Source organism: Streptomyces sp. NPDC079020, from assembly GCF_044542225.1.
In the GTDB taxonomy this organism is placed as follows: Bacteria; Actinomycetota; Actinomycetes; order Streptomycetales; family Streptomycetaceae; genus Streptomyces.
The window spans coordinates 392,875-417,236 of sequence record NZ_JBITUB010000008.1 but is presented as its reverse complement, the minus strand read 5'-3'; the positions used below and the strand labels follow the sequence as shown (position 1 = coordinate 417,236).

At 71.4% G+C, this 24,362-nt stretch carries 20 protein-coding genes; 9 read left to right on the top strand and 11 right to left on the bottom strand.

Features of this window, described 5'->3' with window-relative positions:
• The first annotated feature begins 201 nt into the window (after window positions 1-201).
• Window positions 202-1,983: a DEAD/DEAH box helicase gene (locus ACIGJO_RS19880; RefSeq protein WP_399959679.1), complete on the top strand. Its 1,782-nt coding sequence runs from the start codon at window positions 202-204 to the stop codon at window positions 1,981-1,983.
• A gap of 128 nt (window positions 1,984-2,111) precedes the next feature.
• Here the strand turns inward: ACIGJO_RS19880 and ACIGJO_RS19875 are convergent, their stop codons facing one another.
• Window positions 2,112-2,678 (bottom strand): hypothetical protein, encoded by a 567-nt coding sequence (locus ACIGJO_RS19875; RefSeq protein ID WP_399959677.1) that lies wholly within the window; start codon window positions 2,676-2,678, stop codon window positions 2,112-2,114.
• Between the two features lie 356 nt (window positions 2,679-3,034).
• Between ACIGJO_RS19875 and ACIGJO_RS19870 the strand changes: the two genes are divergently transcribed.
• The 4 genes from ACIGJO_RS19870 to ACIGJO_RS19855 all read left to right on the top strand — a co-directional run bounded on the left by ACIGJO_RS19870 (window position 3,035) and on the right by ACIGJO_RS19855 (window position 8,746).
• A complete protein-coding gene (locus tag ACIGJO_RS19870; protein ID WP_399959675.1) occupies window positions 3,035-4,669 on the top strand; it encodes a hypothetical protein in 1,635 nt (544 codons plus the stop codon).
• A gap of 207 nt (window positions 4,670-4,876) precedes the next feature.
• On the top strand, window positions 4,877-6,934 hold the full coding sequence (locus ACIGJO_RS19865) for a hypothetical protein (RefSeq protein WP_399959673.1): 2,058 nt from the start codon (window positions 4,877-4,879) through the stop codon (window positions 6,932-6,934).
• Between the two features lie 335 nt (window positions 6,935-7,269).
• Window positions 7,270-7,914 (top strand): IclR family transcriptional regulator, encoded by a 645-nt coding sequence (locus ACIGJO_RS19860; RefSeq protein ID WP_399959671.1) that lies wholly within the window; start codon window positions 7,270-7,272, stop codon window positions 7,912-7,914.
• Between the two features lie 43 nt (window positions 7,915-7,957).
• Window positions 7,958-8,746 carry a S16 family serine protease gene (locus ACIGJO_RS19855; RefSeq protein ID WP_399959669.1) on the top strand — a complete coding sequence of 263 codons (789 nt, stop codon included), beginning with the start codon at window positions 7,958-7,960 and terminating at the stop codon, window positions 8,744-8,746.
• Here the strand turns inward: ACIGJO_RS19855 and ACIGJO_RS19850 are convergent.
• The 8 genes from ACIGJO_RS19850 to ACIGJO_RS19815 form a co-directional block, all read right to left on the bottom strand.
• The gene (locus ACIGJO_RS19850; RefSeq protein WP_399959667.1) at window positions 8,676-10,142 is read right to left on the bottom strand and encodes an MFS transporter; all 1,467 of its coding nucleotides are present in this window, start codon (window positions 10,140-10,142) and stop codon (window positions 8,676-8,678) included. The genes ACIGJO_RS19855 and ACIGJO_RS19850 overlap by 71 nt on opposite strands.
• 21 nt (window positions 10,143-10,163) lie before the next feature.
• Window positions 10,164-10,352: a hypothetical protein gene (locus ACIGJO_RS19845; protein ID WP_399959665.1), complete on the bottom strand. Its 189-nt coding sequence runs from the start codon at window positions 10,350-10,352 to the stop codon at window positions 10,164-10,166.
• A gap of 260 nt (window positions 10,353-10,612) precedes the next feature.
• Window positions 10,613-11,173, bottom strand: a complete 561-nt coding sequence (locus tag ACIGJO_RS19840; protein WP_399959762.1) for an ArsR/SmtB family transcription factor — start codon at window positions 11,171-11,173, stop codon at window positions 10,613-10,615.
• Window positions 11,174-11,369: 196 nt separating this feature from the next.
• Window positions 11,370-12,347 (bottom strand): glycine betaine ABC transporter substrate-binding protein, encoded by a 978-nt coding sequence (locus ACIGJO_RS19835; protein WP_399959663.1) that lies wholly within the window; start codon window positions 12,345-12,347, stop codon window positions 11,370-11,372.
• Window positions 12,344-13,210, bottom strand: a complete 867-nt coding sequence (locus tag ACIGJO_RS19830; protein WP_399959661.1) for an ABC transporter permease — start codon at window positions 13,208-13,210, stop codon at window positions 12,344-12,346. The genes ACIGJO_RS19835 and ACIGJO_RS19830 overlap by 4 nt, the downstream gene beginning before the upstream one ends.
• Entirely contained in the window at window positions 13,207-14,409 is a 1,203-nt protein-coding gene (locus tag ACIGJO_RS19825; RefSeq protein ID WP_399959760.1) for an ABC transporter ATP-binding protein, read from the bottom strand. The genes ACIGJO_RS19830 and ACIGJO_RS19825 overlap by 4 nt, the downstream gene beginning before the upstream one ends.
• A 79-nt stretch (window positions 14,410-14,488) precedes the next feature.
• Window positions 14,489-15,136: an ABC transporter permease gene (locus tag ACIGJO_RS19820; protein WP_399959659.1), complete on the bottom strand. Its 648-nt coding sequence runs from the start codon at window positions 15,134-15,136 to the stop codon at window positions 14,489-14,491.
• A 19-nt stretch (window positions 15,137-15,155) separates the two neighbouring features.
• Window positions 15,156-15,629: an Lrp/AsnC family transcriptional regulator gene (locus ACIGJO_RS19815; RefSeq protein ID WP_266931474.1), complete on the bottom strand. Its 474-nt coding sequence runs from the start codon at window positions 15,627-15,629 to the stop codon at window positions 15,156-15,158.
• A 122-nt stretch (window positions 15,630-15,751) separates the two neighbouring features.
• On the opposite strand from ACIGJO_RS19815, the gene hppD reads away from it, so the two are divergent.
• Window positions 15,752-16,897 (top strand): 4-hydroxyphenylpyruvate dioxygenase, encoded by a 1,146-nt coding sequence (gene hppD, locus ACIGJO_RS19810; RefSeq protein ID WP_399959656.1) that lies wholly within the window; start codon window positions 15,752-15,754, stop codon window positions 16,895-16,897.
• A gap of 201 nt (window positions 16,898-17,098) precedes the next feature.
• Window positions 17,099-18,442 carry an Nramp family divalent metal transporter gene (locus ACIGJO_RS19805; RefSeq protein ID WP_399959654.1) on the top strand — a complete coding sequence of 448 codons (1,344 nt, stop codon included), beginning with the start codon at window positions 17,099-17,101 and terminating at the stop codon, window positions 18,440-18,442.
• Between the two features lie 36 nt (window positions 18,443-18,478).
• Here ACIGJO_RS19805 and ACIGJO_RS19800 read toward each other — a convergent pair whose 3' ends face one another.
• A complete protein-coding gene (locus ACIGJO_RS19800; RefSeq protein ID WP_399959651.1) occupies window positions 18,479-20,236 on the bottom strand; it encodes a tetratricopeptide repeat protein in 1,758 nt (585 codons plus the stop codon).
• 97 nt (window positions 20,237-20,333) lie between these two features.
• On the opposite strand from ACIGJO_RS19800, the gene ACIGJO_RS19795 reads away from it, so the two are divergent.
• Window positions 20,334-21,701, top strand: a complete 1,368-nt coding sequence (locus ACIGJO_RS19795; RefSeq protein ID WP_399959649.1) for an FAD-binding oxidoreductase — start codon at window positions 20,334-20,336, stop codon at window positions 21,699-21,701.
• Window positions 21,702-21,739: 38 nt separating this feature from the next.
• Here the strand turns inward: ACIGJO_RS19795 and ACIGJO_RS19790 are convergent, their stop codons facing one another.
• Window positions 21,740-22,222, bottom strand: a complete 483-nt coding sequence (locus ACIGJO_RS19790; RefSeq protein ID WP_399959647.1) for an SsgA family sporulation/cell division regulator — start codon at window positions 22,220-22,222, stop codon at window positions 21,740-21,742.
• 247 nt (window positions 22,223-22,469) lie between these two features.
• Between ACIGJO_RS19790 and ACIGJO_RS19785 the strand changes: the two genes are divergently transcribed.
• The gene (locus ACIGJO_RS19785; protein ID WP_399959644.1) at window positions 22,470-24,242 is read left to right on the top strand and encodes an RDD family protein; all 1,773 of its coding nucleotides are present in this window, start codon (window positions 22,470-22,472) and stop codon (window positions 24,240-24,242) included.
• Window positions 24,243-24,362: the final 120 nt, after the last annotated feature.

The following is a 24,362-nucleotide window of genomic DNA, read 5'->3' as shown; positions in this document are numbered from 1 at the left end:
CGGGATCGCCGATCGGCTGCCCGGGTCCGCCGCGCGGGCACACCTGTGAAGAGCGTCTCAACGGTGCCGGACCACGGCTCGTTCGTACGGGGTTCCGGCCGGGCCGCCGGTAGGGTGGCCCGGTTGTCGTATCTCGTACGAGGTCGTGCGAGCTCAGTACGGACAGCGCCCCACGTACCCGAGAGCCCCGAACCGGAGACCGTGACTACTACCGCCTCCCACCACCTCTCACCCGCCTTTCCCGGCCGTGCCCCCTGGGGCACCGCCGGCAAGCTGCGAGCCTGGCAGCAGGGCGCCATGGAGAGGTACATCCAGGAGCAGCCGCGTGACTTCCTCGCCGTCGCGACGCCCGGCGCAGGCAAGACCACCTTCGCGCTGACCCTCGCCTCATGGCTGCTGCACCACCATGTCGTCCAGCAGGTCACCGTCGTCGCACCGACCGAGCACCTCAAGAAGCAGTGGGCGGAGGCGGCCGCCCGGATAGGCATCAGGCTCGACCCCGACTACAGCGCCGGACCCGTCAGCAAGGACTACCACGGCGTCGCCGTCACCTATGCCGGTGTCGGCGTCCGCCCGATGCTGCACCGCAACCGCTGCGAGCAGCGCAAGACCCTCGTGATCCTCGACGAGATCCACCACGCCGGTGACTCTAAGTCCTGGGGCGAGGCATGCCAGGAGGCGTTCGACCCGGCCACCCGGCGGCTCGCGCTGACCGGTACGCCGTTCCGGTCGGACACCAACCCGATCCCCTTCGTGGCGTACGAGGAGGGGAACGACGGCATCCGCCGGTCGTCCGCCGACTACACGTACGGATACGGAAACGCGCTCGCCGACGGCGTCGTGCGTCCGGTCATCTTCCTCAGCTACAGCGGCAACATGCGCTGGCGCACCAAGGCCGGTGACGAGATCGCGGCGCGGCTCGGCGAGCCGATGACCAGGGACGCCATCGGGCAGGCCTGGCGCACCGCGCTGTCGCCCACCGGCGACTGGATCCCGAACGTCCTCTCCGCCGCCGACAAGCGGCTCACCGAGGTGCGCAAGGGGATTCCTGACGCGGGCGGGCTCGTCATCGCGACCGACCAGGAGTCGGCGCGCGAGTACGCCAAGATCCTGAAGAGGGTCACCGGCGAGAAGGCGACCGTGGTCCTCTCCGACGAGAAGGCCGCGTCGAAGAGGATCGACCAGTTCACCGAGGACGGCTCGCGCTGGATGGTCGCGGTCCGCATGGTGTCCGAGGGCGTCGACGTGCCGCGCCTGGCGGTGGGGGTGTACGCCACCACCATCTCGACGCCGCTGTTCTTCGCGCAGGCCGTCGGGCGCTTCGTGCGCTCCCGCCGGCGCGGTGAGACGGCCTCCGTCTTCGTGCCCACCATCCCGATGCTGCTCGACTTCGCCAACGAGATGGAGGTCGAGCGGGACCACGTCCTGGACAAGCCCAAGAAGGGCAGCGACGAGGAGAACCCGTTCTCGGAGGAGGACAGGCTCCTCGCCGACGCCGAGAAGCTGGAGGACGAGGAGACCGAGGAGCAGCTGCCCTTCGAGGCGCTGGAGTCCGACGCGGTCTTCGACCGGGTGCTGTACGACGGTGCCGAGTTCGGCATGCAGGCCCACCCCGGCAGCGAGGAGGAGCAGGACTACCTGGGCATCCCGGGGCTGCTCGAACCCGACCAGGTGCAACTGCTCCTCCAGAAGCGGCAGAGCCGCCAGATCGCGCACAGCCGCCAGAGGCCGGCCGCGGAGGCCGATCTCCTGGAGAAGCCCGCCGAGGCGCGCCCGGTCGTCACGCACAAGCAGCTGCTGGGCCTGCGCAAGCAGCTCAACACGATGGTGTCGGCCTACACCCACCAGAGCGGCAAGCCGCACGGCGTGATCCACACCGAGCTGCGGAGGGTATGCGGCGGGCCGCCGAGCGCGGAGGCCACCGCCGGGCAGATCCAGCAGCGGATCTCCAAGGTCCAGGAGTGGGCCACCCGCATGACGTGAGGCGAAGCGGTGTGAGGGACCCACCGGTCCGGGACGGGAGCGCGCTTCCCTGTCCCGGACCGGTCGCGTTTCGGACGGGAGCGCGCTTCCTGTCCCGGACCGGTCGCGTTTCGGGGAGCTGCCGGGACCTACCAGACGAACGCAGCCGACTGGTTCGCCGTCGCCACGCAGGGGACGGTCGCCGACGTCGGGGACGAGGCGACGATCTGCAGCGACCAGTTGGCGGCGCCCGGGGGAGAGGGCAGCACCACGGAGTTCGTCGTGTCGCCCGCGGCCAGTGTGCCGGTGGTCAGCTTCAGCGGGCCCAGGCTGATCGGACTGCCGCCGCTCATTCCCGGGTTCGTCTTCCCGGAGAACCGCACCTCGCTCGTGACGCCGCCCGAGGTCTTCGTCAGCTTGAGCGTGGTGGTGATGCTGTTCGGGTCGGCACTCGTGCCGGGCGGCATGGTGATGGCCGTGGAGGTGATCTTGATGGTCTTGCCGCTCGCGCCGTCGGCGGCCGTCAGCGTGGCCAGTCCGCTGCCCCAGCTGCCGCAGTTGTACGTCGCGGTCGCGGTGAGCGGAGTGACGGCGGCCGACGTGGTCGACAGGGCGAGCGTCGCCGCGACGGAGCACGCCGCGGTGACGGTCAGCAGGGGCAGGCGTCTTCGGCGCGGCCGGCTCGGCCGGGCCATTGTTCCGGGTGCATTCGACATGACGGGAGGAACTCCTTCCGGTTGAATTCCACAGATCCGCTGCGATTGCCGATCTGGGTGCCGGGCCCGGCATGTCGGTGCAGTGAAACGGCGCCCATCGGAGAAGTCAATAGCCGTCGGGAGCAGGTGATTACGGTGGAGAAATGCCTTCCGGGTGTTTCCCGAAAGGATCAAATAATTCTCTCTTGACTTCTCCGCACCCGCCCTCCTCAATGTGCGCAATCAATGGGGTGTGGAGGGATGTGGTGCCGATGCGTCGGGTGACACGGGTGACACGGGTGAGGCGGACGATCCGCCGACGAAGATCCGGCGGGGCCGGCCGCCGGTCAGGTGGATCAGGCCGTACGGGACTGGTCGTGGGCTGCCTCGTCCTGTCACTGGGCTGTATCGGCGCCACCACGGCTGCCACGACTGCCACCGCCACTGCCACCGCGGGTGGTTCCGGCGCGGCGGGCACCGTCACGCCCACCGTGCACTGTGTGCTGCCCGCCGGGCAGGGCGAGGCCACCGGACCGCAGACGATGACGGTCGAGCTGACCCCCGATGTGGTCGCTCCCGGGGGGACCGTGCACGCCAGGGTCACCCTCGGCCCGTCGCCCGCCACCAGCGGCATCGCCCTGAAGGACGTCCCCACCATCCCGAGCCTCGACCTCGCGATGACCGGCGGGGCCACCGGCACCGTCACCGTGCGGGGCGAGGAGTTCACCATGGACGTACCGGCCGGGCAGCCCATCGAAATACCGCCGTACGAGGGGGACTTCCTGGTCCCCGCGGACGCCTCCGGCGAGATCTCGTTCGCCCCCCTGCGCACGCTGACCCAGACCAAGGTCTTCGGTTCGGTCTTCGAGACCCCCTGCGACGTGGTCGGCGCCGCCGGGTCCATCGGGACGGTGACGGCCGAGGGGGACGGCGGTGAGCCCGCAACCCTGACCGCACCAGCCGGCTCCGTACGCCCCAACACCCCTGTCACTCTTGGGGGTTCGGGGTGGACGCCGGACGGGGCGCCGGTGCCTTCGCTGTGCGCGGTGGGCGGCGGTGGCTGCGATCCGCTGAAGTTCCGGGCGCACTCCCTGCGGATCGACTCCTACGGGACCCTGACCGGTACGGCGACTCTCGCCGAGGCCGGGGCGGTGCCGGACGGGGCGTACGAGGTGAAGGTCAACGACGGGGCGAAGGAGGCCACCGCCCCGCTGACCGTGAAAGCCGTCGCGGCGGGCGACCGGGAGATCACGCTGTCGAGCGACAGCGGCCCGGTGGGCAGTGTCATCACCGTCAGCGGCAAGAACTACAACCCGGACCGGTGGATCAATGTCATCGGTCTCGACGCGGCGGGTACCGCGCTCGACGACACGGCCGTCTATGTGAAGAGCGGCACGGACGGCACCTTCTCCGCCGACTTCACCGTCACGTCCGACGTCGTCGCCGCCGTCCGGGCGGACGAGGGCAATGACCCCGCCACCGTACGGACGGCTCCCTTCACCGTCACCACGGGCGGCGGCGGGGACGGCGGCACCGCCGAACAGAAGCTCACCGCCTCCGTCCGGGCCGGCACCCTGAGCATGGTCCAGGACGGCGACACCGTCGACTTCGGTACGACGGTCCTGGGCACCGGCAGCGGTGTGCAGCGCTCCCGGCTCAACCGGGTGGAGGTGGAGGACGCACGCGGCGTCAACAGCGGCTGGTCCCTCACCGCCACGCTCACCGACTTCACCGCCGCGGGTGTCAGCGGCGCGGGCCCGGCCACCATCCCGGCCGACGCGGTGAGCTGGACCCCCAAGTGCCGTGCGCAGAACGGCAGTCAGGGTACGCCGGTGGCGGGGTCGCCCGCGCGGCTCGGCAGCACCGCGGCGAGCCTGTGCCGGATGAACCCGGACGGCTCGCGGCCGTTCACCGGCGGACGCTTCGACGCCGACGCCGATCTCACCCTGACGGTCCCCGGGTCCGCACTGCCCGGTGACTACAGCGCCACGCTCACCCTCACCCTGCTCTGAGAGCAGGCACCGCGAAGAGCCCGCCCGATGATCCGTGGCGCCATGGACAGGGCGGGCTCTTCCTCGCCCGGGGCCCGAACGCCCACGCACCCGCCCCGCCAGGACCCGTCCCGCCCGCACCCGCCCCGCCCGCACCCGCCCCGCCAGGACCCGTCCTCTCCAGGGGCCCCGACACGCCACCAGCCCGTCCTGCCCGAAGGAGCGCCCATGCGACCGTCCCCGTCCCCGTCCCCATCCCCGATCCCGCCCCCGTCCTCTTCCCCCTCTCCGTATTCCGGTTCCGGCCGAAGACGGTCATGGCGCCGCGCCGTCGCCCTCGCCGCCGGGGCCGTTCTCGTCTGGACCGGCGGTGCCGTCGCCCTGGCGCCGGCCGCCCACGCCGGTACGGTCACCCCGACCGTCCACTGCACGCTGCCCGCCGGACAGGGCGAGGCCACCGGGCCGCAGGAGATGACGGTCGAGCTGACCCCCGATGTCGTCGACCCGGGCGGGAAGGTACACGCCAAGGTCACCCTCGGCCCCTCGCCCGCCACCAGCGGCCTCAGCCTGAACGACGTGCCCACCACACCCAGCCTCGACCTCGCGATGTCGGGCGGCGCCACCGGCACGGTCACCGTCACCGGACCCGAGGTGACACTCGACATCCCGTCCGGGCGGCCCATCGAAATACCGCCGTACGAAGGGGACTTCCTCATCCCCGCCACCGCGAGCGGGCCGATCTCCTTCACCCCGGTGCGCAATCTGACCCGTACGAAGGTGCTGGGCGGCACCTACCAGACCCCGTGCGACGTGGTCAGCGGCAGCGGCTCCATCGGCACGGTCACCGCCGAGGGCAGCGCCGGACAGCCCCCCACCCTGATCGCGCCCACGGCCCCGGTCCGGCCCAGCACCTCCGTGGCTCTCGCGGGCAGCCGCTGGACCACCGGCGGTGCCCCCGTACCGTCCCTGTGCGCACCCGACGGAGGCGGCTGCGACACCGGGGCGTTCGCCTCGAACTCCCTCGCCGTCAACGGCTCCGGACAGCTGACCGGCAGCGCGGTGCTCGCCGCCGCGGGCGCCGTGCCGGACGGGTCGTACCTGGTCAAGGTCAACGACGGTACGAAGGAGGCGACCGCACCCCTCACCGTCCGGGCGTTCGTCCCCGGCGGTCCGCGGGCGATCGCGCTGTCCCGCGCCGCCGGACCGGTCGGCACGGTCGTCCGGGTCACCGGCACCGACTACCTCCAGGACCGGTGGATCAATGTCATCGGTCTCGACGCGGCGGGTACCGCGCTCGACGACACGGCCGTCTATGTGAAGAGCGGTCCCGAAGGCACCTTCTCCGCCGACTTCACGGTTCTCTCCGATGCCGTCGCCGCCATCCAGGTCGACGAGGGCAACGACCCCGCCACGGTCCTGAGCCGTCCCTTCACCGTGACCGACACCGCCGCCACGCTCACCGCCGGGGCGGGGAAGGTGAAGCCCGGTGGAACCCTCGCGCTCGGCGGCGGCGACTGGCCGGCCGGGGCCGCTCCGGCCGCCGCGCTGTGCGCCGCCGACGGAACCGGCTGCGACCCGGGCCGGATCAGCGGCTCCACCCTCCGTATCACCGCCGAAGGCGCCCTGACCGGCACGGTCACCGTGGCGGGCACCACCCCGAAGGCCGTGTACACGCTCCAGGTCACCGCCGGGTCCGCGCAGGCCGTCGTCCCGCTGACCGTCGCCCCTTCCTTCGTCGTCCTCACCCCCTCGTCGGGTCCGCGGGGTACCGCGGTCACCGTTCTCGGGCAGGGCTTCGCCAAGGTGGCCACCGTCTCGATCGTGGGACTGCGGGCCGACGGATCACAGACGTCCGACCCGGTACGGACCAAGGTCGTCGGGCTGGACGGGGCGTTCTCGCAGACCTTCACCGTCAACGCCGCCGACACCGTCGCCGTCCGAGTACGGGAGGTCCTGGTCAACCCGCGGACGGAGACGGCCGCGTTCACCGTCCGGGACGGCACGGTCCCGGCCGGTCCCTCCTTCCAGCTCTCCCCGCCCGAAGGGCCGGTGGGCACCGTGGTCCAGGTGACCGGACGCGGCTTCGCCCCCGTGGCGACGGTCGTGGCGACGGGGCGCACCGCGGACGGGAGACAGACCTCGGACAGCTATGTCACCCGGATCGTCGGACTCGACGGAACGTTCGCCCTCAACTTCACCGTCCGGGACCCGGCGACGAGGTCGATCAGGGTCTGTGAGGTCCTGGTGAACGGGAAAATCAGCCAACTTGAGTTCACGGTGAGTTAACGCCGGTTCACGAGTGAGTACGGAGTGTCGCGAGGGCGTCGCCCGACCTGGACGCGCGTAGACGTTCGGTTTCCGGACGATGCCCCGCTGACCGGCGCTTATGCTCCACCGGTTCCGCCGGGTTCCGGCGGGAGACCGGATTCTGGACGAGGTCTTCCGCTGAGCGGACTGGCTCGCTACTGTCCCCGCAATGTGAACGCGCCGTGGCAATGTCGCCGCGTAGCGCAGCCGGTGCCTTGTCAGACCGGCGGCTTTCTCCGTGCGATGCCGCTGGGACCGGTGTCGCAACCGCCGGGAGACTGCCGTCGTCGCTCACCCGAAGAGGAGAGGGCGTCGTGACCGCGGAGACTTCCCAGACGCTCGACCGAGGACTGCGTGTCCTCAAGCTGCTCGCCGACACCGATCACGGTCTGACGGTCACCGAGTTGTCCAACAAACTCGGTGTCAACCGCACCGTCGTCTACCGTCTGCTCGCCACCCTGGAACAACACGCCCTGGTACGGCGTGACTTGGGTGGCCGTGCCCGGGTGGGCCTGGGGGTGCTGCGCCTCGGCCGTCAGGTGCACCCGCTGGTCCGCGAGGCGGCGCTGCCCGCGCTGCGCTCGCTGGCCGAGGACATCGGGGCCACCGCCCACCTCACGCTCGTCGACGGCAGCGACGCCCTCGCGGTCGCGGTCGTCGAACCGACCTGGACCGACTACCACGTGGCCTACCGGGCCGGCTTCCGTCATCCCCTGGACCGGGGTGCCGCGGGCCGGGCCATACTTTCCGCCCGGCAGAAGAACCTGGCCGGCGACCCCGGCTACACCCTCACCCACGGCGAGCTCGAAGCCGGTGCCAGCGGGGCGGCCGCGCCCCTGGTCGGGGTGTCGGGCGTGGAGGGCAGCGTCGGTGTGGTGATGCTCGCCGACGCCGTACCGGAACGGGTGGGCCCGCGGGTGCTCGACGCGGCCCGGGAAGTGGCGGACGCGCTGCGCTGACGGCGGCGGACGCACTGCGGGGGCCGGCGGATAGATTGGGCGGGTGCTCTCTCGTCTCTCGCGCCCCCGTGCCCTCGCCCTCTGCGCGCTGCCCGTCCTCGCCCTGTTCGGCACGGCCGCCTTCGCGCCCCTGCCGTTCACCCTGGCGCAGCCCGGCACGACCGCGAACGTCCTCGGGAAGAACGACGGGAAGCCCGTGATCACCATCACCGGCGCGCCCACCCGCACCACCCAGGGGCAGCTGCGGATGACGACGATCTTCGCGACCTCGCCGAATGCCGATGTCGGGATCGGCCAGGTGATCGACGGCTGGTTCAGGACGGACCGGGCCGTGATGCCCAGGGACTCCGTCTATCCGACCGGCGGCTCCGAGAAGGAGATCGAGAAGCACAACCTCGACGACATGAAGGAGTCGCAGGACGTCGCCGTCGACGCGGCCCTGGACTATCTCGACCGGGACCTCGGCTCCATGCGGATCAGCGTGGACCTCGGTGACGTGGGCGGCCCCAGTGCCGGGCTCTTCCTCGCCCTCGGCATCATCGACAAGCTGGACGGCGACGGCTCCGGCGGGGATCTGACCGGCGGCCGTTCCATCGCGGGTACGGGCACGATCAGCGCCGACGGCAAGGTCGGCGCCGTCGGCGGTGTATCGCTGAAGACCCAGGCCGCTCACCGCGACGGGGCGACGGTCTTCCTGGTCCCCGAGGACGAGTGCAAGCAGGCGGAGGCGGAGCGGCCCGAGGGGCTGCGGCTGATCCCCGTCACGACGCTGACGGGCGCCGTGGACTCGCTGCGCTCCCTGGAGCGGGGCGGGAAGGTCCCGAGCTGCTGACCTCCCCCGCCATCGGAGCGGGTACGGGTAGGGGCAGAGGTGTGGGGGAGCCCCCGGACCCCGCAGCGCGTCCGGTGTCCGGCCCCTCCGCGTACGCGGCACCCGGCCCGGTCACCGTACCCGGCCCGGTCACCGCACCCGGCCGGTCCATCGTCCGCCAGACCGGGAACACCAGCGGGCTCAGCGTCGCCAGGAGGTACACCCCGCCCATCGCGAGCAGTGCCCCCGTCACCCCGAATACCTCCACCAGCAGGCCCGCCGCGAGGCCGCCCACCGGCATGGCGAGCTCGCAGCCCGCGGTGAGCGCCCCGGAGACCCGGCTGCGCAGTTCCTCGGGGACCCGTTCGTACGTCACCGTGGTCAGGATCGGGTTCAGCACGCCGCCCGCGATGCCGCCGAGCAGCATCGTCACGGCGAGCGGCAGGGTCGTCCCGGTCACCGCGGCGACCAGGAACCGCGGTGCTCCGCACAGGAGCACGCACGTCGCGAACACCGTCCACCGCGAGAACCGGTGACCCACCGCCCCGTACAGCAGCGCCCCCGTCAGTCCGCCGGCGCCGAACAGCGCGGTGAGCAGACCGAGGTCGGTGGCCCCGCCGAGCTCGCCCTCGGCGTGCACCGGCAGCAGGACGGCGTTCCAGCCCTGGTCGGTGCCGTTCATGAACATCACCATGATCACGACCGCGAGCAGCAGCCGGTTGCCGAGCAAGTAGCCGTATCCCTCGCGCAGTTCGGCGCGGTACGTGCGCAGGGAGACGGGGGCCGCCGCCTTGCGGGGCTCGGCCGCCCGGACCCCGCGCACCCCCGTCGCGACCAGCAGCGCGGACAGCCCGAACGTGGCGGCGTCCAGCAGCAGTACGGTCTCGGCCCCGACCAGCGCGATCAGCAGACCGGCCAGTGCGGCGCCGACCATCCGGGCGCCGCGCGAGACGGCGTCGAAGAGACTGGCGGCGCGGGCGAGCGTGGTGCCCGCGTGCTCGGCGAGGTCGGGTACGAGGACGTAGCGCGCGGTGTTGCCGGGGGTGTGGACCAGTCCGTTGAGCGCCATCAGCGCGCACAGCATCCAGAATTCGAGCGCTCCCGCGTAGTGCAGAAGCGGAATCGTGGCGATGGCGAGGCCGCATACGGTGTCGGAGGCGACGGCGACCCGGCGCCGGCCGAGCCGGTCGATGATCGGTCCGCCGATGAGCGCCGAGACGACGATCGGCAGCGTGGCGCAGAACGCGACGAGGCCCGCCCGTCCCGCACTGCCGGTGGTCTCCAGGACGAACCACGGAACACCGATGAGGGTGAGTGACGTCCCAGCTGTGGATATGGAGTTGGCCGCGAGCACGCTGATGAGCGGTGTGCGCCGGCCCGCCTTCGGCCGGTGCCGCGTGTGCTGTGTGTCCTGCATGTGATGCCCCCCGTTCATCGGTTACGCCGGACGGGGCGCGCGCACGGCGGCCCGGGTGGGCCGGTTCTGGGCGAGGCGGAGACCCAGCTCGACCATCGTCCAGCCGACTCGGCTGCGCAGGCTGGTGTGCGGCGGCCGCAGGGTCATGGCCTCGCGGCGCAGTTCGGTGGCGCGGTAGGCGTGTGCCCGGTGGTGGATGTCGCAGTGCATGGCTGGTGGGCCCCTTCGGTCGGCTCGTCGGTGGCACGTCGGTCTGTCGTCGGTCTGTCGTCGGCCGGTCCGGCCGGTTCTGCTGGTCCGGCCGGTTCTGCTGGTCCGGCCGGTTCTGCCGGTCCGGCTGGTTCTGCTGGCCGGGCCGGTTCGGCTGGTCTGCCGGTCGGTTCGTCGTCCGCCGGGCATGACGGGATACCGGGCCGGCCCGTCATGCCCGGCGGCCCGTCAGCCCGCTGTTCGTGGGTTCGTCCGGTGGCCTACTCGGGAGGCCGCGGGAAGACGTGCACATGGCTGCGGACGGTGGCCGAGCCCTCGGTGCCCTCGGGAACCACACCCTGGTAGCTCTCGATCAGCTCATGGATCTTCCCGGTCAGCTCCTGGGCGAGCTCGGGCGTGAGCCGTACCTTGAAATTGCTGATGTCCCAGCTCTGATGCCAGGCCTCGGGCCATTCGTGCATCGTGCCGAGCCAGGTGTTCAGCTCCTGGGCGTGGGCCGTGGCGATCTCGTGGAGGATGACGCCGGTGGCCCCGCGCACCTCGGGGTCCGGGTGGGACAGGAAGCGGCCCGTGTTGAAGGCGGTGCCCCTGTGCACGGCCCGCCACCACCGCTCCCGGCCCTTGCCCAGCTCCGGGGCGTCCTCGACGAGGCCGTGCGACGCCAGTTGCCGCAGGTGGTAGCTGGCGGCACCGCTGGATTCGCCGAGCCGCTCCCCGAGGCCGGAGGCGGTCGCGGGGCCGTACTCCCGAAGGGCGCTCAGCAGCCGCATTCTCAGGGGATGGGCGAGGGCGCGCAGGGTGCGGGCGTCGACGAGGTGCATGTCGGTCCCGGCGCGGGACTCCTGCCGGCCGGGGAGAGGAGTCCCGTCCCCGGCCTCGCCGCCGGTCGCTGCCCCGGGCTCGGCCTTGTCGGCCTCGTTCGCTGTCATGCCATGACTGTAGAGTTGCAAAGGAACCTTTGCAACGCTTTTTTGCAACGAAACCTTTGCAAGGGAGTTCCGCGACTCGGCGGGACGGTCACTCCTGCTCGATGAACCCCTCCGCCACCAGCCATTCCTTCGCCACCTCGTGCGGGTCCTCCCCGTCCACGTCCACCTTGGCGTTGAGCACCTGCGCGACCTCCGTCGTCAGCTTCCTGCTGACCGGGTCCAGCAGCCCCGCGATCTCCGGATACTTCTCGAAGGCCGCCGTGTGGATGACCGGAGCGGCGTTGTAGTTGGGGAAGAAGTGCTTGTCGTCCTCCAGCACATCCAGGTCCATCGCCTCGATCCGGCCGTCCGTGGTGAACACCTCGCCCAGCAGGCAGGAATCGGACTCTGAGACCTGGGTGTAGATGATCCCGGTGTCCATCTTCTGGATGTGGGAGGCGGGGAGCGACATCCCGTACGCCTTCTCCATCCCGGGCAGCCCGTCGTCGCGGGAGGCGAATTCGTTCTCCACACAGACCAAGACGGCGTTCGGGTCCTTCCTCGCCAGCGCGGCGGCGTCCGAGAGCGTCCGCAGCCCGTACTTCGCGTTGTTCTTCTTGCTGATGGCCAGCGCGTAGGTGTTGTCGAGGGTGGACTGCGGCAGCCAGGTCACCCCGTTCCTCCGGTCCTCGTCCCGGACCGCCTCCCACTGCTTCAGCGGATCGACGATCGGCTCGGCGTGCCCGAGATAGGTGATCCAGGCCGTGCCCGTGTACTCGTACATCGCGTCCGCGTCGCCCTTGACGATCGCCTCGCGCGCACTGATCGAGCCGGGCAGATTCGTCCGGTCCAGCACCTCCGCGCCGGCCGCCTTGAAGACCAGGCCGATCATCTGGCCGAGGATGATGTTCTCGCTGAAGTTCTTCGAGGTGACCGTCAGGGAGGCGCCCTTGAGAGGCTTCCCCCGGCCGACCGACCCCGGCGACACCTCGTCGACCATCGGCGATCCGCTCTTCAGCCCGCACCCGGCGAGCGCCAGCGACAGTGCCAGGGCCAGCGGCAGCCCGGCCCGGTGTCCGCGGGTCACGGCGCCTCCAGCCCGCGCGGCGTCAGCGACAGCTCGACCAGCGAGGCCAGCCAGTCCACCAGCAGCGCCAGCACCACCGTCAGCACGGACCCCAGCACCAGTACCGGCATCCGCTGTGTCTGGATGCCCGAGGTGATCAGGTCGCCGAGCCCGCCGCCCCCGCCGAACGTGGCCAGCGTCGCCGTACCCACATTGAGCACCAGCGCCGTCCGCACCCCCGCGAGGATCAGCGGCACGGCGAGCGGCAGCTCCACCTTCCTCAGCGTCCCGAGCCCCGACATCCCGATCCCGCGCGAGGCCTCCACCAGGGTCGGGTCGATCGCCCTGAGACCGGCCACGGTGTTGGACAGCACCGGCAGCACCGCGTAGATCACCATGCCGACGATCGCCGTCGAGGGGCCGATGCCCAGCCAGATCACGAGCAGCGCCAGCAGACCGATCGCCGGGGTGGCCTGCCCGATGTTGGCGACGGCCGTGACCGCCGGGGCGCCCCTGCTGAGCCCGCGCCGGGTCAGCGCGATGCCGAGCGGGATCGCGATGATCAGCACCCAGAACGTCGAGATCGCCGTCAGTCTGATGTGCTGCCACAGCCGCAGCTGCACATTGCCGTCGGCCAGTGAGTTCTCCGCGATCGAGTCGAGGCGGACGTTGGTGATCCATATATAGGTGAGGGCCAGGACGGCCGCGAGCACGAGCGGCAGCACCACCAGCTTCTGCCAGGTGATCCGGCGCGGCGGCCCGGCGGGCGGGGGCGCCGGCTCCGCCTCCTCGTCGCGGAAGGCATGCCCCTTGACGTCGTGTTCGCCCGGTGGCCGGGTCTCGGAGGCGCCGGGCTCGCCGGAGTGCGGACGGCCGGTGGTCATACGCCGCCGGCACCCCCTTCCAGCTCCTGCTCGGTCGAGTGGGTGCGCAGCTCCTCCAGCTCGTGCTGGTGCTCCATGGCGGTCAGCCGGTCGGCCTCCAGCAGCTCCTGCACGTTGTCCATGAGGGTGTGCATGTCGACGACGCCGATGAACTCGCCGCGCCGCCCGGTCACCGCGACCCGCCCCCCGCTGTCTGTCAGTACGGCCTCCAGCGCGTCGTGCAGCGTGGCATCCCGGGTCACCGTGTCGTGCACCAGCTGCCCGGCACGGGCCAGCGAGCCGCGGGCCCGCATCAGGTCGCCGCGCCGCAGCCACTTGTACGGGCGGTTCCTGCGGTCCAGCATCAGCAGCTCGTTGTGCGTGCCGCTGCGCAGCTTGTTGAAGATGGACTGGAGCGGGTCGTCGACCGTCACCGTCGGGAAGTCGGCGATGCCCACATCCCGTACGCGCGTCAGGTTGAGGCGCTTGAGAGCCGCGCCCGCCCCCACGAAACCGGAGACGAAGTCGTCCGTGGGATTGGTGAGGATCGCCTCCGGGGTGTCGAACTGCGCGATGTGCGAACGCTCGCGCAGCACCGCTATCCGGTCGCCCAGCTTGATCGCCTCGTCGAAGTCATGGGTGACGAAGACGATCGTCTTGTGCAGCTCGTGCTGGAGCCGGATCAGCTCGTCCTGGAGGTGGTCGCGGGTGATCGGGTCGACCGCCCCGAACGGCTCGTCCATGAGCAGCACCGGGGGATCGGCCGCCAGCGCGCGGGCCACGCCCACCCGCTGCTGCTGGCCGCCGGACAGCTGGCGCGGGTAGCGCCCGTGGAACTCGCGCGGGTCCAGCCCCACCAGGTCGAGCATCTCCTCCACCCGGTCCTTCACCCGGGACTTGGACCAGCCGACCATCTTCGGTACGAGGGCGATGTTCTCGGCGACCGTCATGTGCGGGAACAGCCCGGAGGACTGGATGGCGTACCCGACCTTGCGCCGCAGCTTCACCGGGTCGATGTCCGTGACGTCCTCGTCGTTGATCCTGATCCGGCCGGAGGAGGGCTCGATCAGCCGGTTGATCATCTTCAGGGTGGTGGACTTCCCGCAGCCGGACGGGCCCACGAAGATCACGGTCTCGCCGGCCCCGATGTCCATGGAGACGTTCTCGACGGCCGGGTTCGGGTTGCCGGGGTAGCTCTTGGTCAGCTCCTCCAGCTGGATGGTGGCCCCGGAGGCGACCGCCGAGGTCCCCTTGTCGCCGTCCTTCCCGTAGGCCCCGTGGGCGGTCCCGGAGAAGGTCTCAGGCACGGATCCCCCCGGGGATGGTCAGCCGCCCGAGCAGGACGTACGCGGCGTCGAAGAGCAGGGCGAGAATGACGATGCCGAGCGTGCCCGCGAGGACCTGGTTGATCGCGTTGGCGCTGCCCAGCGAGGCGATACCGCGGAAGATCTCGTTGCCGAGACCGGGCCCGGAGGCGTACGCGGCGATGGCGGCGATGCCCATCAGCATCTGGGTGGAGACCCGGATGCCCGTGAGGATCGGCGGCCAGGCGAGCGGCAGCTCCACCTTGCGCAGCCGGGCGAACCGCGACATCCCGATGCCCTTCGCCGCGTCGACCAGCGAGGGGTCGACACCGCGCAGCCCGACGATGGAGTTACGGACGACGGGCAGCAGCCCGTACATCGTCAGGGTGATGACGGTGGGGGCGACCCCGAGCCCGACCAGCGGGATCAGCAGGCCGATCGCGGCGAGGGAGGGGATGGTGAGGATCGTCGCCGTGGAGGTGATGGCCAGCGACCCGGCCCAGCCGCTGCGATAGGTGACCACCCCGATCACCACCCCGAGCACGGTGGCGATGACCATGCACTGAAATACGGCGCTGACGTGCTGGAACGCGTCGGTGAGCAACTGCTGGTGCCGATTTTCCAGATACTCCCAGAAGCTCACACGTCACTCCTCGGCTCGGTCAGTCGGTGTCCTGTGCGGCCTGCTCGACGAGCGGGATGACGCGCAGCGGGACCGGGTTCTCCATGACGATGGCCGTGGAGGCCCGGACAATGCCATCAAAACCGACAACCCGGTCGATCACCCGTTGGAGGTCGGCGTTGGAGCGGGCGACGAGCCGGCAGAACATGTCCCCGTGCCCGGTGGTGGTGTGCAGTTCGAGCACCTCGGGCACACCACCCAAGTGGGCCCGTACCTGCGCCCCTTGGCCCTGCTTGATCTCCAGCGTCGCGAAGGCGGTGACGGGGTAGCCGAGCGCCGCGGGATCGACGTCGGGGCCGAAGCCCCGGATGACGCCATTCGACTGAAGGCGGTCCAGACGGGCCTGTACGGTTCCGCGCGCCACGCCGAGCCGGCGGGACGCCTCCAGTACCCCGATCCGCGGCTCGCGTGCCAGCAGCACGATCAGCTGCCCGTCCAGACGATCGATCGCCATGTCCCCGCCTCCGATGGTCATCATGTACAGAACGCCTGCCCATAGTGCCGAACGGCTGCGCAGATTGCCCAGCGATTCCGCGAACTGTTGCGCACCTTGCGGAGCGGGGAGAGCCTGGGTTTATGACTGAGACTCTGCACACCACCCCCGACACCGCCCGGCAGGCCGATCCCTTCCCGGTCAAGGGAATGGACGCGGTCGTCTTCGCCGTGGGCAACGCCAAGCAGGCGGCGCACTACTACTCCACAGCCTTCGGAATGAAGCTCGTGGCCTACTCCGGACCGGAGAACGGCAGTCGCGAGACCGCGAGTTACGTCCTGACCAATGGCTCGGCCCGCTTCGTCCTCACGTCCGTCATCAAGGCGTCCACCGACCGGGGCCGCTTCCTGGAGGACCATGTCGCGGCGCACGGCGACGGCGTGGTCGACCTGGCCATCGAGGTCCCGGACGCCCGCGCCGCGTACGCCTACGCGGTGGAGCACGGCGCCACCGGTCTGACCGAGCCGTACGAGGTCGAGGACGAGAACGGCACCGTCGTGCTCGCCGCCATCGCCACGTACGGCAAGACCCGCCACACCCTCGTCGAGCGCGGCGGCTACGACGGCCCGTACCTCCCCGGCTACACGGCGGCCGCCCCGATCGTCGAGCCGCCCGCCAAGCGCACCTTCCAGGCCATCGACCACTGTGTGGGCAACGTCGAGCTCGGCCGGATGAACGAGTGGGTCGGCTTCTACAACAAGGTCATGGGCTTCACCAACATGAAGGAGTTCGTGGGCGACGACATCGCCACCGAGTACTCCGCCCTGATGTCGAAGGTCGTCGCGGACGGCACCCTGAAGGTCAAGTTCCCGATCAACGAGCCGGCGATCGCGAAGAAGAAGTCGCAGATCGACGAGTACCTGGAGTTCTACGGCGGCGCGGGCGTCCAGCACATCGCCCTCGCCACGAACGACATCGTCGCCTCGGTCCGGACGATGCGCGCGGCCGGCGTCCAGTTCCTGGACACGCCCGACTCGTACTACGACACGCTCGGCGAGTGGGCCGGCGAGACCCGGGTCCCGGTGGAGACGCTGCGCGAGCTGAAGATCCTGGTCGACCGCGACGAGGACGGCTACCTGCTCCAGATCTTCACCAAGCCGGTCCAGGACCGTCCGACGGTCTTCTTCGAGATGATCGAGCGGCACGGCTCGATGGGCTTCGGCAAGGGCAACTTCAAGGCCCTGTTCGAGGCGATCGAGCGCGAGCAGGAGAAGCGCGGCAACCTCTGACCGCAGCGCTCACGCGCGGAGCGGGGTTCGCGGTACGAGGGCGGGGCACCCGGCACACGGGGTGCCCCGCCCTCCCGCGTACGGGCGCCTCGCGGCGGAAGCGCCGCGCTCCGGGCGCGCGCCGTCGGCCCCCTTGCGCAACACTCGCGCTCCCGCTTTGGTGATCTGGATCACCTTGGGGACGAGCGGGAGGACACCGGCATGGCAGAAGCGACCGACAGCGGTACCGGCAGTGGTACCGGCCGCAGCGCCGACAGCGGTACCGAACCCCTGAACACCCTTCCGCGCAAGTCCCGTTGGACCTACATCGGTCCCGGCATCGTCGTCGCGGCGACCGGGGTCGGAGCCGGTGACCTCGTCGCGACGCTGATCGCGGGCAGCAAGTTCGGCTACACGCTGATGTGGGCGGCCGTCATCGGCTGCGTCGTCAAGATCTCGCTGGCCGAGGCGTGCGGCCGCTGGCATCTCGCCACCGGACGCACCCTCTTCGACGGCTGGCGCAGCCTCGGCCCGTGGACCACCGTCTACTTCGCGGTCTACGTCGTCGTCTGGGGCTTCATCTACGGCGCGACGGCCATGTCCTCGTCCGCCCTGCCCATTGTCGCGCTCTTCCCGGACGGCCCGAACCTCAAGACCTGGGCGATCATCACGGGCCTGACCGGCCTGGCATTCGTCTGGTTCAACCGGTACGCCGTCTTCGAGAAGGCCATGACCGTCCTGATCGGCGTGATGTTCGTGGTCGTCGTGTACGTCGCGGTGCGCGTCGGCCCCGACGTCGGCGCGTCGTTCGCGGGTCTGGCCCCCGTACTCCCGGACGGCTCGCTCCTCTACACCCTGGGGCTGATCGGCGGCGTCGGCGGCACCATCACCATGGCGGCCTACGGCTACTGGGTGAACGCCAAGGGCTGGACCAACTCCTCCTGGATGAAGGTGATGCGCCTCGACAACCGGGTCGCCTACCTCACCACCGGAATCTTCGTCGTGGCGATGCTGATCGTCGGCGCGGAACTCCTGCACTCCTCCCACCTCGCCCTCACCAAGGGCGACCGGGGTCTGATCGACCTCGGCGCGATCCTGGAGGACCGCTACGGAACGGCGACCGCCAAGCTGTTCCTCATCGGCTTCTTCGCCACGTCCTTCTCGTCCCTCATCGGCGTGTGGAACGGCGTGAGCCTGATGTTCGCCGACTTCGTCGACCGCTTCCTGCGCGGGCGCGGGGGCGCCCCGGCCGGGGTGAGCACCGTGGAGGAGGTGGCGTCCGGGACGAAGGAGCGCTCCTTCGCCTTCCGGGCGTACCTGCTGTGGCTGACGTTCCCGCCGATGACGCTGCTCTGGCTGGACCAGCCGTTCGGGCTGGTCGTGGTGTACGGCGTGCTCGGCGCGTTTTTCATGCCGTTCCTGGCCCTCACACTGGTGTGGCTGCTCAACTCCTCGCGCACACCGAGGGAATGGCGCAACGGAGCGCTCAGCAATGTGATGCTCGTGGCGGCGGGCCTGCTGTTCGTCGTGCTGTGTGTGCAGCAGCTGCGGGAGCTGCCCTGGTAGGCGACCGGCCGGGGGACCCCCGTGTCCCCCGGCCGGTCAGCGGCCGGACGGTGTCCCGTCCGCTGACGGGGCGGCCGCAGATGCGGCCGCCGGGCCCGCCGCGCCCGGCTTCGTGGATGCCGGTCCGCTCGGCGGGGACTTCGGGGAGTCGGGGGAGGCGGGGGTCTGCTCCGGCGGGGCCGGCTTCGCCGTCCCGGTACCGGCCTGCGGCTCCGGCTCCGGCTCCGGCTCCGGCTCCGGTTCGGGCTCGGGCTCGGGGGCCTGCTCCGGCGGGGGCTGCATGTCCTTCGGGCCGCCCGGGGCGGGTTCCCCCAGCGCGTCCAGGGCCTCCTCGGCGCGGGGCGCGTCCAGCGGGGAGAAGGCCGGGTTGGTGCGCAGGGCCTCCTCCAGATGGCGGCGGGCCGCGCCGTACTGGGCCATCTCCCGTTCGATCGTGCCCAGGTGGTACGCGTAGGAGGCGTTCCGGCCCCCCGTGTCGACGGCCCGCCGGGCGTACTCCAGCCCCTCCTCCGGCCGGCCGGCCCGGTGCAGCGCCCAGCCCAGCGCGTCCGCCACCGCCGCACTGCGGTGCTGCCGGGACCACTCCGCGCGCAGCAGCTCCACCGCTGCGTCCGCGTCGCCGTGGTCGCTCTCGTAACGCGCCCGGAGCAGGGACTCGTTGACCCCGGCGGCCTTAGACCGCGACAGCAGCGTGCGCGTCTTCGCGTACTGGCTGCGGGCGTCGCCGTCCAGGCCCAGCGCCTCGTACAGCTCGCCCAGTTCGAGGGCGTACTCCGCGCGGGGCAGCTCCGCCACCGCCGCCTGGTACGCGTCCAGCGCCTCGTCGCTGCGGCCCAGGGCCGCCAGGGCGCGGGCCCGGCCCGCCAGTGACGCGTGCTGGCCGCTGTCCGTGCGCAGCGCCGCGTCGTACTGCGCCACGGCCTCCTCCGGCTCGCCGCGCTCCCACGCCAGCTCGCCGAGGCGGTGCAGGGCCTGCGCCTTCTCCACGGGGGTGGTGGCCCGGTCCGCCGCCTCGCGGGCGGTGGCCAGGGCGTCCTCGCGCCAGCCCTGGTTGCGGTACATCTCGGCGGTCCGGGCCAGCGCCGGAACCCCCTTGCGCAGCTGCCCGAACCGCTCCGTCGCCGTGCCGGCCGCCCCGTAGTCGCCGAGGCCGTTGTACGCCTCGATCAGGACCGGGTACGTGCTCCAGGTCTTCGGCTCCCGGGCCCGTACGGTCTCGCCCCACCGCTTCGCCGCGACGAAGTCGTGCCGGGCGTTGGCGAGCGCGGCCAGGCCCACCCAGGCCTCCCCGTTGCCGCGTTCACCGGGCTGCTCCTCCAGCGAACGCCTCAGGGCCGCCTCGGCCCGCGCGTAGTACGCGGCGTCCGCGGAACGCCGCCCCCACTCGACGTACGCCGTGCCGAGCACCGCCCACGAAGGCGCGTCGGAGGGATGCTCCTCCACCCACTTCTGCCGGTCCCCGATGAGCGCCGTCAGGTCCGAGAGCGAGGCGGGGGAGCCGGCGGTCGCTGCCGCCAGGGCCCGGTCGACGGGCCCCGGCACCTTCGGGCGGTCCTGCCCGCCGTCCGGAACGGCCACCACCGCACCGGCCACCAGAACGGCCGCGGCGACCGCGCCGAGCGCGGCCCGGCGCAGCGTCGTACGCGCGGTGGGGGGCGGGGGCGGGAGGGCGGTCGCGCCCTCGGGCTCCTGGGGAGCGGCCGGGAGTTCCTTCGCGTCCGCCGTGCGCGGCGGGAAGGGGGACGGCTCGGGCGGCTGGCGGGGGTCAGGGTCCTGCTGCGGCGTGACATCCATGGCGATCACTCTGCGTCAGTATGAAGAGCACACCGCGCCTTGGGGGTGCCGTCGCAGACGGGTTCACACCATTGGCCCCGGGTGCCAGTCTTGGATCATGAATGATCTCCTCGCACAGCTGCGTGCCGGTCTGCCCGCCGAGGCTCTGATCACCGATCCGGACGTCACGTCCTCCTACGCACGCGACATGGCGGGCTTCTGCGACGCGGGTTCCCCGGCCGTCGTCGTGCTCCCGCGCACGGTCGAGCAGGTCCAGCACGTCATGCGCACCGCCACCGCGCTGCGCGTCCCGGTCGTTCCGCAGGGCGCCCGTACCGGCCTGTCGGGCGCGGCCAACGCCTCCGACGGCTGCATCGTGCTCTCCCTGGTGAAGATGGACCGGATCCTGGAGATCAGCCCGGTCGACCGGATCGCCGTCGTCGAACCGGGTGTCATCAACGCCGTGCTCTCACGCGCGGTGGACGAACACGGCCTCTGCTACCCGCCGGATCCCTCCAGCTGGGAGACGTGCACCATCGGCGGCAACATCGGCACCGCGTCGGGCGGCCTGTGCTGCGTCAAGTACGGGGTCACCGCCGAATACGTGCTCGGTCTCGAAGTCGTCCTCGCCGACGGGCGGCTCCTGACCACCGGGCGCCGTACGGCCAAGGGCGTCGCCGGCTACGACCTCACGCGGCTCTTCGTCGGCTCCGAGGGCAGCCTGGGGATCGTCGTCAAAGCCGTCCTCGCGCTGAGGCCGAAGCCTCCGCGGCAGCTCGTCCTGGCTGCCGAATTCCCCTCCGCGGCCGCTGCCTGCGACGCGGTCTACGCGATCATGGAGCGCGGTCACACGCCCTCACTCCTCGAACTGATGGACCGTACGACCGTCCGCGCGGTCAACGCGATGGCCGGCATGGGCCTCCCCGACTCCACCGAGGCACTGCTGCTCTGCGCCTTCGACACCCCCGATCCGGCCTCCGACCTGGCAGCCGTCGGTGAACTGTGCACCGTCGCCGGCGCCACCGAGGTCGTCCCCGCCGACGACGAGGCCGAGTCCGAACTCCTGCTCCAGGCCCGCCGGATGGCGCTCACCGCGCTGGATACCGTCAAATCCGCCACGATGATCGACGATGTGTGCGTACCGCGCTCGAAGCTCGGAGCGATGCTGGAGGGCACCGCCGCCATCGCCGCGGAGTCCGGCCTCACCATCGGCGTCTGCGCCCACGCCGGCGACGGCAACACCCATCCCGTCGTCTGCTTCGACCACACGGACCCCGACGAGTCCCGCCGGGCCCGCGAGTCCTTCGACAGCATCATGGCGCTCGGTCTCGAACTGGGCGGCACCATCACCGGCGAGCACGGCGTCGGGGTCCTGAAGAGGGAGTGGCTCGCCCGCGAACTGGGCGGGACCGGGGTCGAGCTGCAGCGCGGAATCAAGACGGTCTTCGATCCGCTCGGCCTCCTCAACCCCGGCAAACTCTTCTGACCCCGACACGCCGGGAGCACGGCAGCCGGATAAGGCCCTCACGCCTCACCCTCCTGGGAGGGGGACTCGTCCGCGGACCACGGGTCGCTCAGCCACAGGTCGTCGGCCGGCAGCGGCGCGAGCAGCTCGGCGAGCGCGTCGTCGAGGCCCAGCCGCTCGCTCTCCGTGCCCGGGGGCACCACCCGCAGCGTCCGCTCCACCCACGCGGCCACGGCGGCCGACGGCACCTCCAGCAGGGCGTTGCCATCGGGGGAGGTGAGGGCGATGCAGATGACGTTACGATCGTTGATCTTGGTCGGCCAGATGCGTACGTCTCCGTGTCCGCACGGCCGGAACACCCCTTCCACCAGCAGTTCCCGGGCGAACGTCCAGTGCACGGGGGACTCGGAGCCGATGTGGAAGGCGATGTGCACGGCGTACGGGTCGTTGGTGCGGTAGGTCAGCCTCGCGGGTACGGGGATGGAGAGTTCGGGCGACAGGACCAGCTTCAGTTCCAGCTCGCGTTCCACGACGTTCAGCATGTCAGTGCACGACCTTCCGGTGCTCGTGGACCGGTCCCATGACCGGCCCGCACAAGGAGAGAGCGCCCTCCCCGCCATCCATTACGCGACTTTTCAAAAAAACTTCGGACGGCGTGGAAAGTGGTCCCAAACAGTGGGACCGGCCCGGCGACACGTGGGCGTCTGATAGATGTGGACCCTTGTATTGAGGACGTCCGCACCTGCGACCGGACGGCCTGAGGCCTCGAAGAGATACGGGACCACGGTGATGAGCGCCCCAACCCCGGCACCCGGTGACGAAAGCCCCCGCGAGGGGTACTACCCCGATCCCTCCATTCCTGGATATGTCCGGTATTGGAACGGTGCGGCGTGGGTACCCGGTACGAGTCGGCCCGCGCCCCGGGGCGAAGCCACCTCCGCACCGCGGCAGGCCTCCTCCGTCCCCCGGATGGAGGAGACCGGCCCGATCTTCTTCGACGAGGTCGGCGAGGCGGGCGGTCCTGACGGAGTGCCGGACGGGGCGGGCGGGCCGGAACAGGGCGTCCCCGCCCGTACGGAGCCGGAACCGGCATCGGTCTGGCAGGCCGACACCTCCCGGCAGACCGGCTTCGGCGGCGACCGTGACCGGCGTGTCTCCTGGGGCGGTCCGGAAGCGGCGTCCGGCCGCCCGGACCCGGCGGGTGCCGATCCGCGCACCCCGGCCGGCGGCGCGCGGCCCGAACGCGCCGAACCGGCCCCGGCGGACCCGCGCGTGTCCGGCGCACCGGACCCGATGGGCGGTGCCCTGCCGGGAATGCGGGAGGGCGGTGACAGTGACGGTGGCAGCCGTGACGGTCGTGGCAGCCGTGGCGGTGGCGGTGCCGGGGTCCGTCCGCCGACCGACGGTACGGTCACGATCCGCGCCGTGGGTCCGGGCGGTGGTGCCCGCACTCCGCGTCCGCGCGAGGCGGGGCCGGTGCCCGCGGACGGCACGATGACGATCCGCGCGGCCACTCCGGTCGCCGGTCCGCCGGGCATCATGCCGGGCGGCACGCAGCAGGGGCCGCAAGGGCCGCAAGCGGTGCAGCCGTCGCAGGCACCCCAGGCGCCCCAGAGTCCGCACTCATCGCACGCACCGCAGGCCCCGCACGCTTCACAGCAGCCTCAGGTGCCGCAGCCGACCCGGGTGCAGGAGCCGGCGCGGACGACCGTGCTGCCGTCCGCCGCACTGCCCGCCGCGACCCAGGGCCCGGTGCGGGTGCCCGGCCCCGCCCAGCCCCCGGCCCCCGCTCCCGCGCCCGCCCCCGGACCCGGCGGCTCGACCTCCTGGGGGCAGCAGGCCCACCAGCCGGCCCGGCCGGAACAACACCAGCCGCAGGGGCAACCTCAGCCGCAGGGGCAACACCAGCCGCAGGGCCAACCTCAGCCGCCCCAGCAGCAGATGCCGCCCCAGCAGCGGATGACCGCCCCGCAGCCGGTGCCCGCCCAGCAGCAGGCCGGTGCCGGGGCGGATCAGCCGGTCGTGCCCTGGAAGCCCCCGGTCGACGACCCCTTCCAGCAGCTCGCCAGGGCCCAGACGTCGGCGCGGCCCGCCGGTCTCGGCAAGCGCTTCGCCGCCCGGCTGCTCGACAGCCTGGTCCTCGGCGCCGTTCTCGGTGCCGTCGGTTTCCCGCTGGTCTCCCGGGCGCTGGACCACATCGACGAGAAGATCACCGCGGCGAAGCAGTCCGGCGAGACGGTCACCGTCTGGCTCGTGGACGCCACCACGGCGGGTCTGTTCGGGGCCGTGCTCGGCGCGTTCCTGGTGCTCGGCTTTCTCCTGGAAGCGCTGCCCACTGCCAAGTGGGGCCGTACGCTCGGCAAGAAGCTCCTCGGCCTCGACGTGCGGGACATCGAGTCGCACGACTCGCCCACCCTGGGCGCGGCCCTGCGCCGCTGGCTGGTCTACGGGGTGCTGGGCATCCTGGTCATCGGTGTGTTCAACGTGCTGTGGTGCCTGATCGACCGCCCCTGGCGCCAGTGCTGGCACGACAAGGCGGCCCGCACCTTCGTGGCGGGCTGACCCGGCCGGGCCGACAGTGCGGCCGAGAGAGCCGGGCGGACGCCTTTGGGGGCCGTGGGCTGACGCCCCGTCCCCCGAAAGCACCTGAGCCGTTGCGGGCACCGGTGGGCCGGGGTGCAC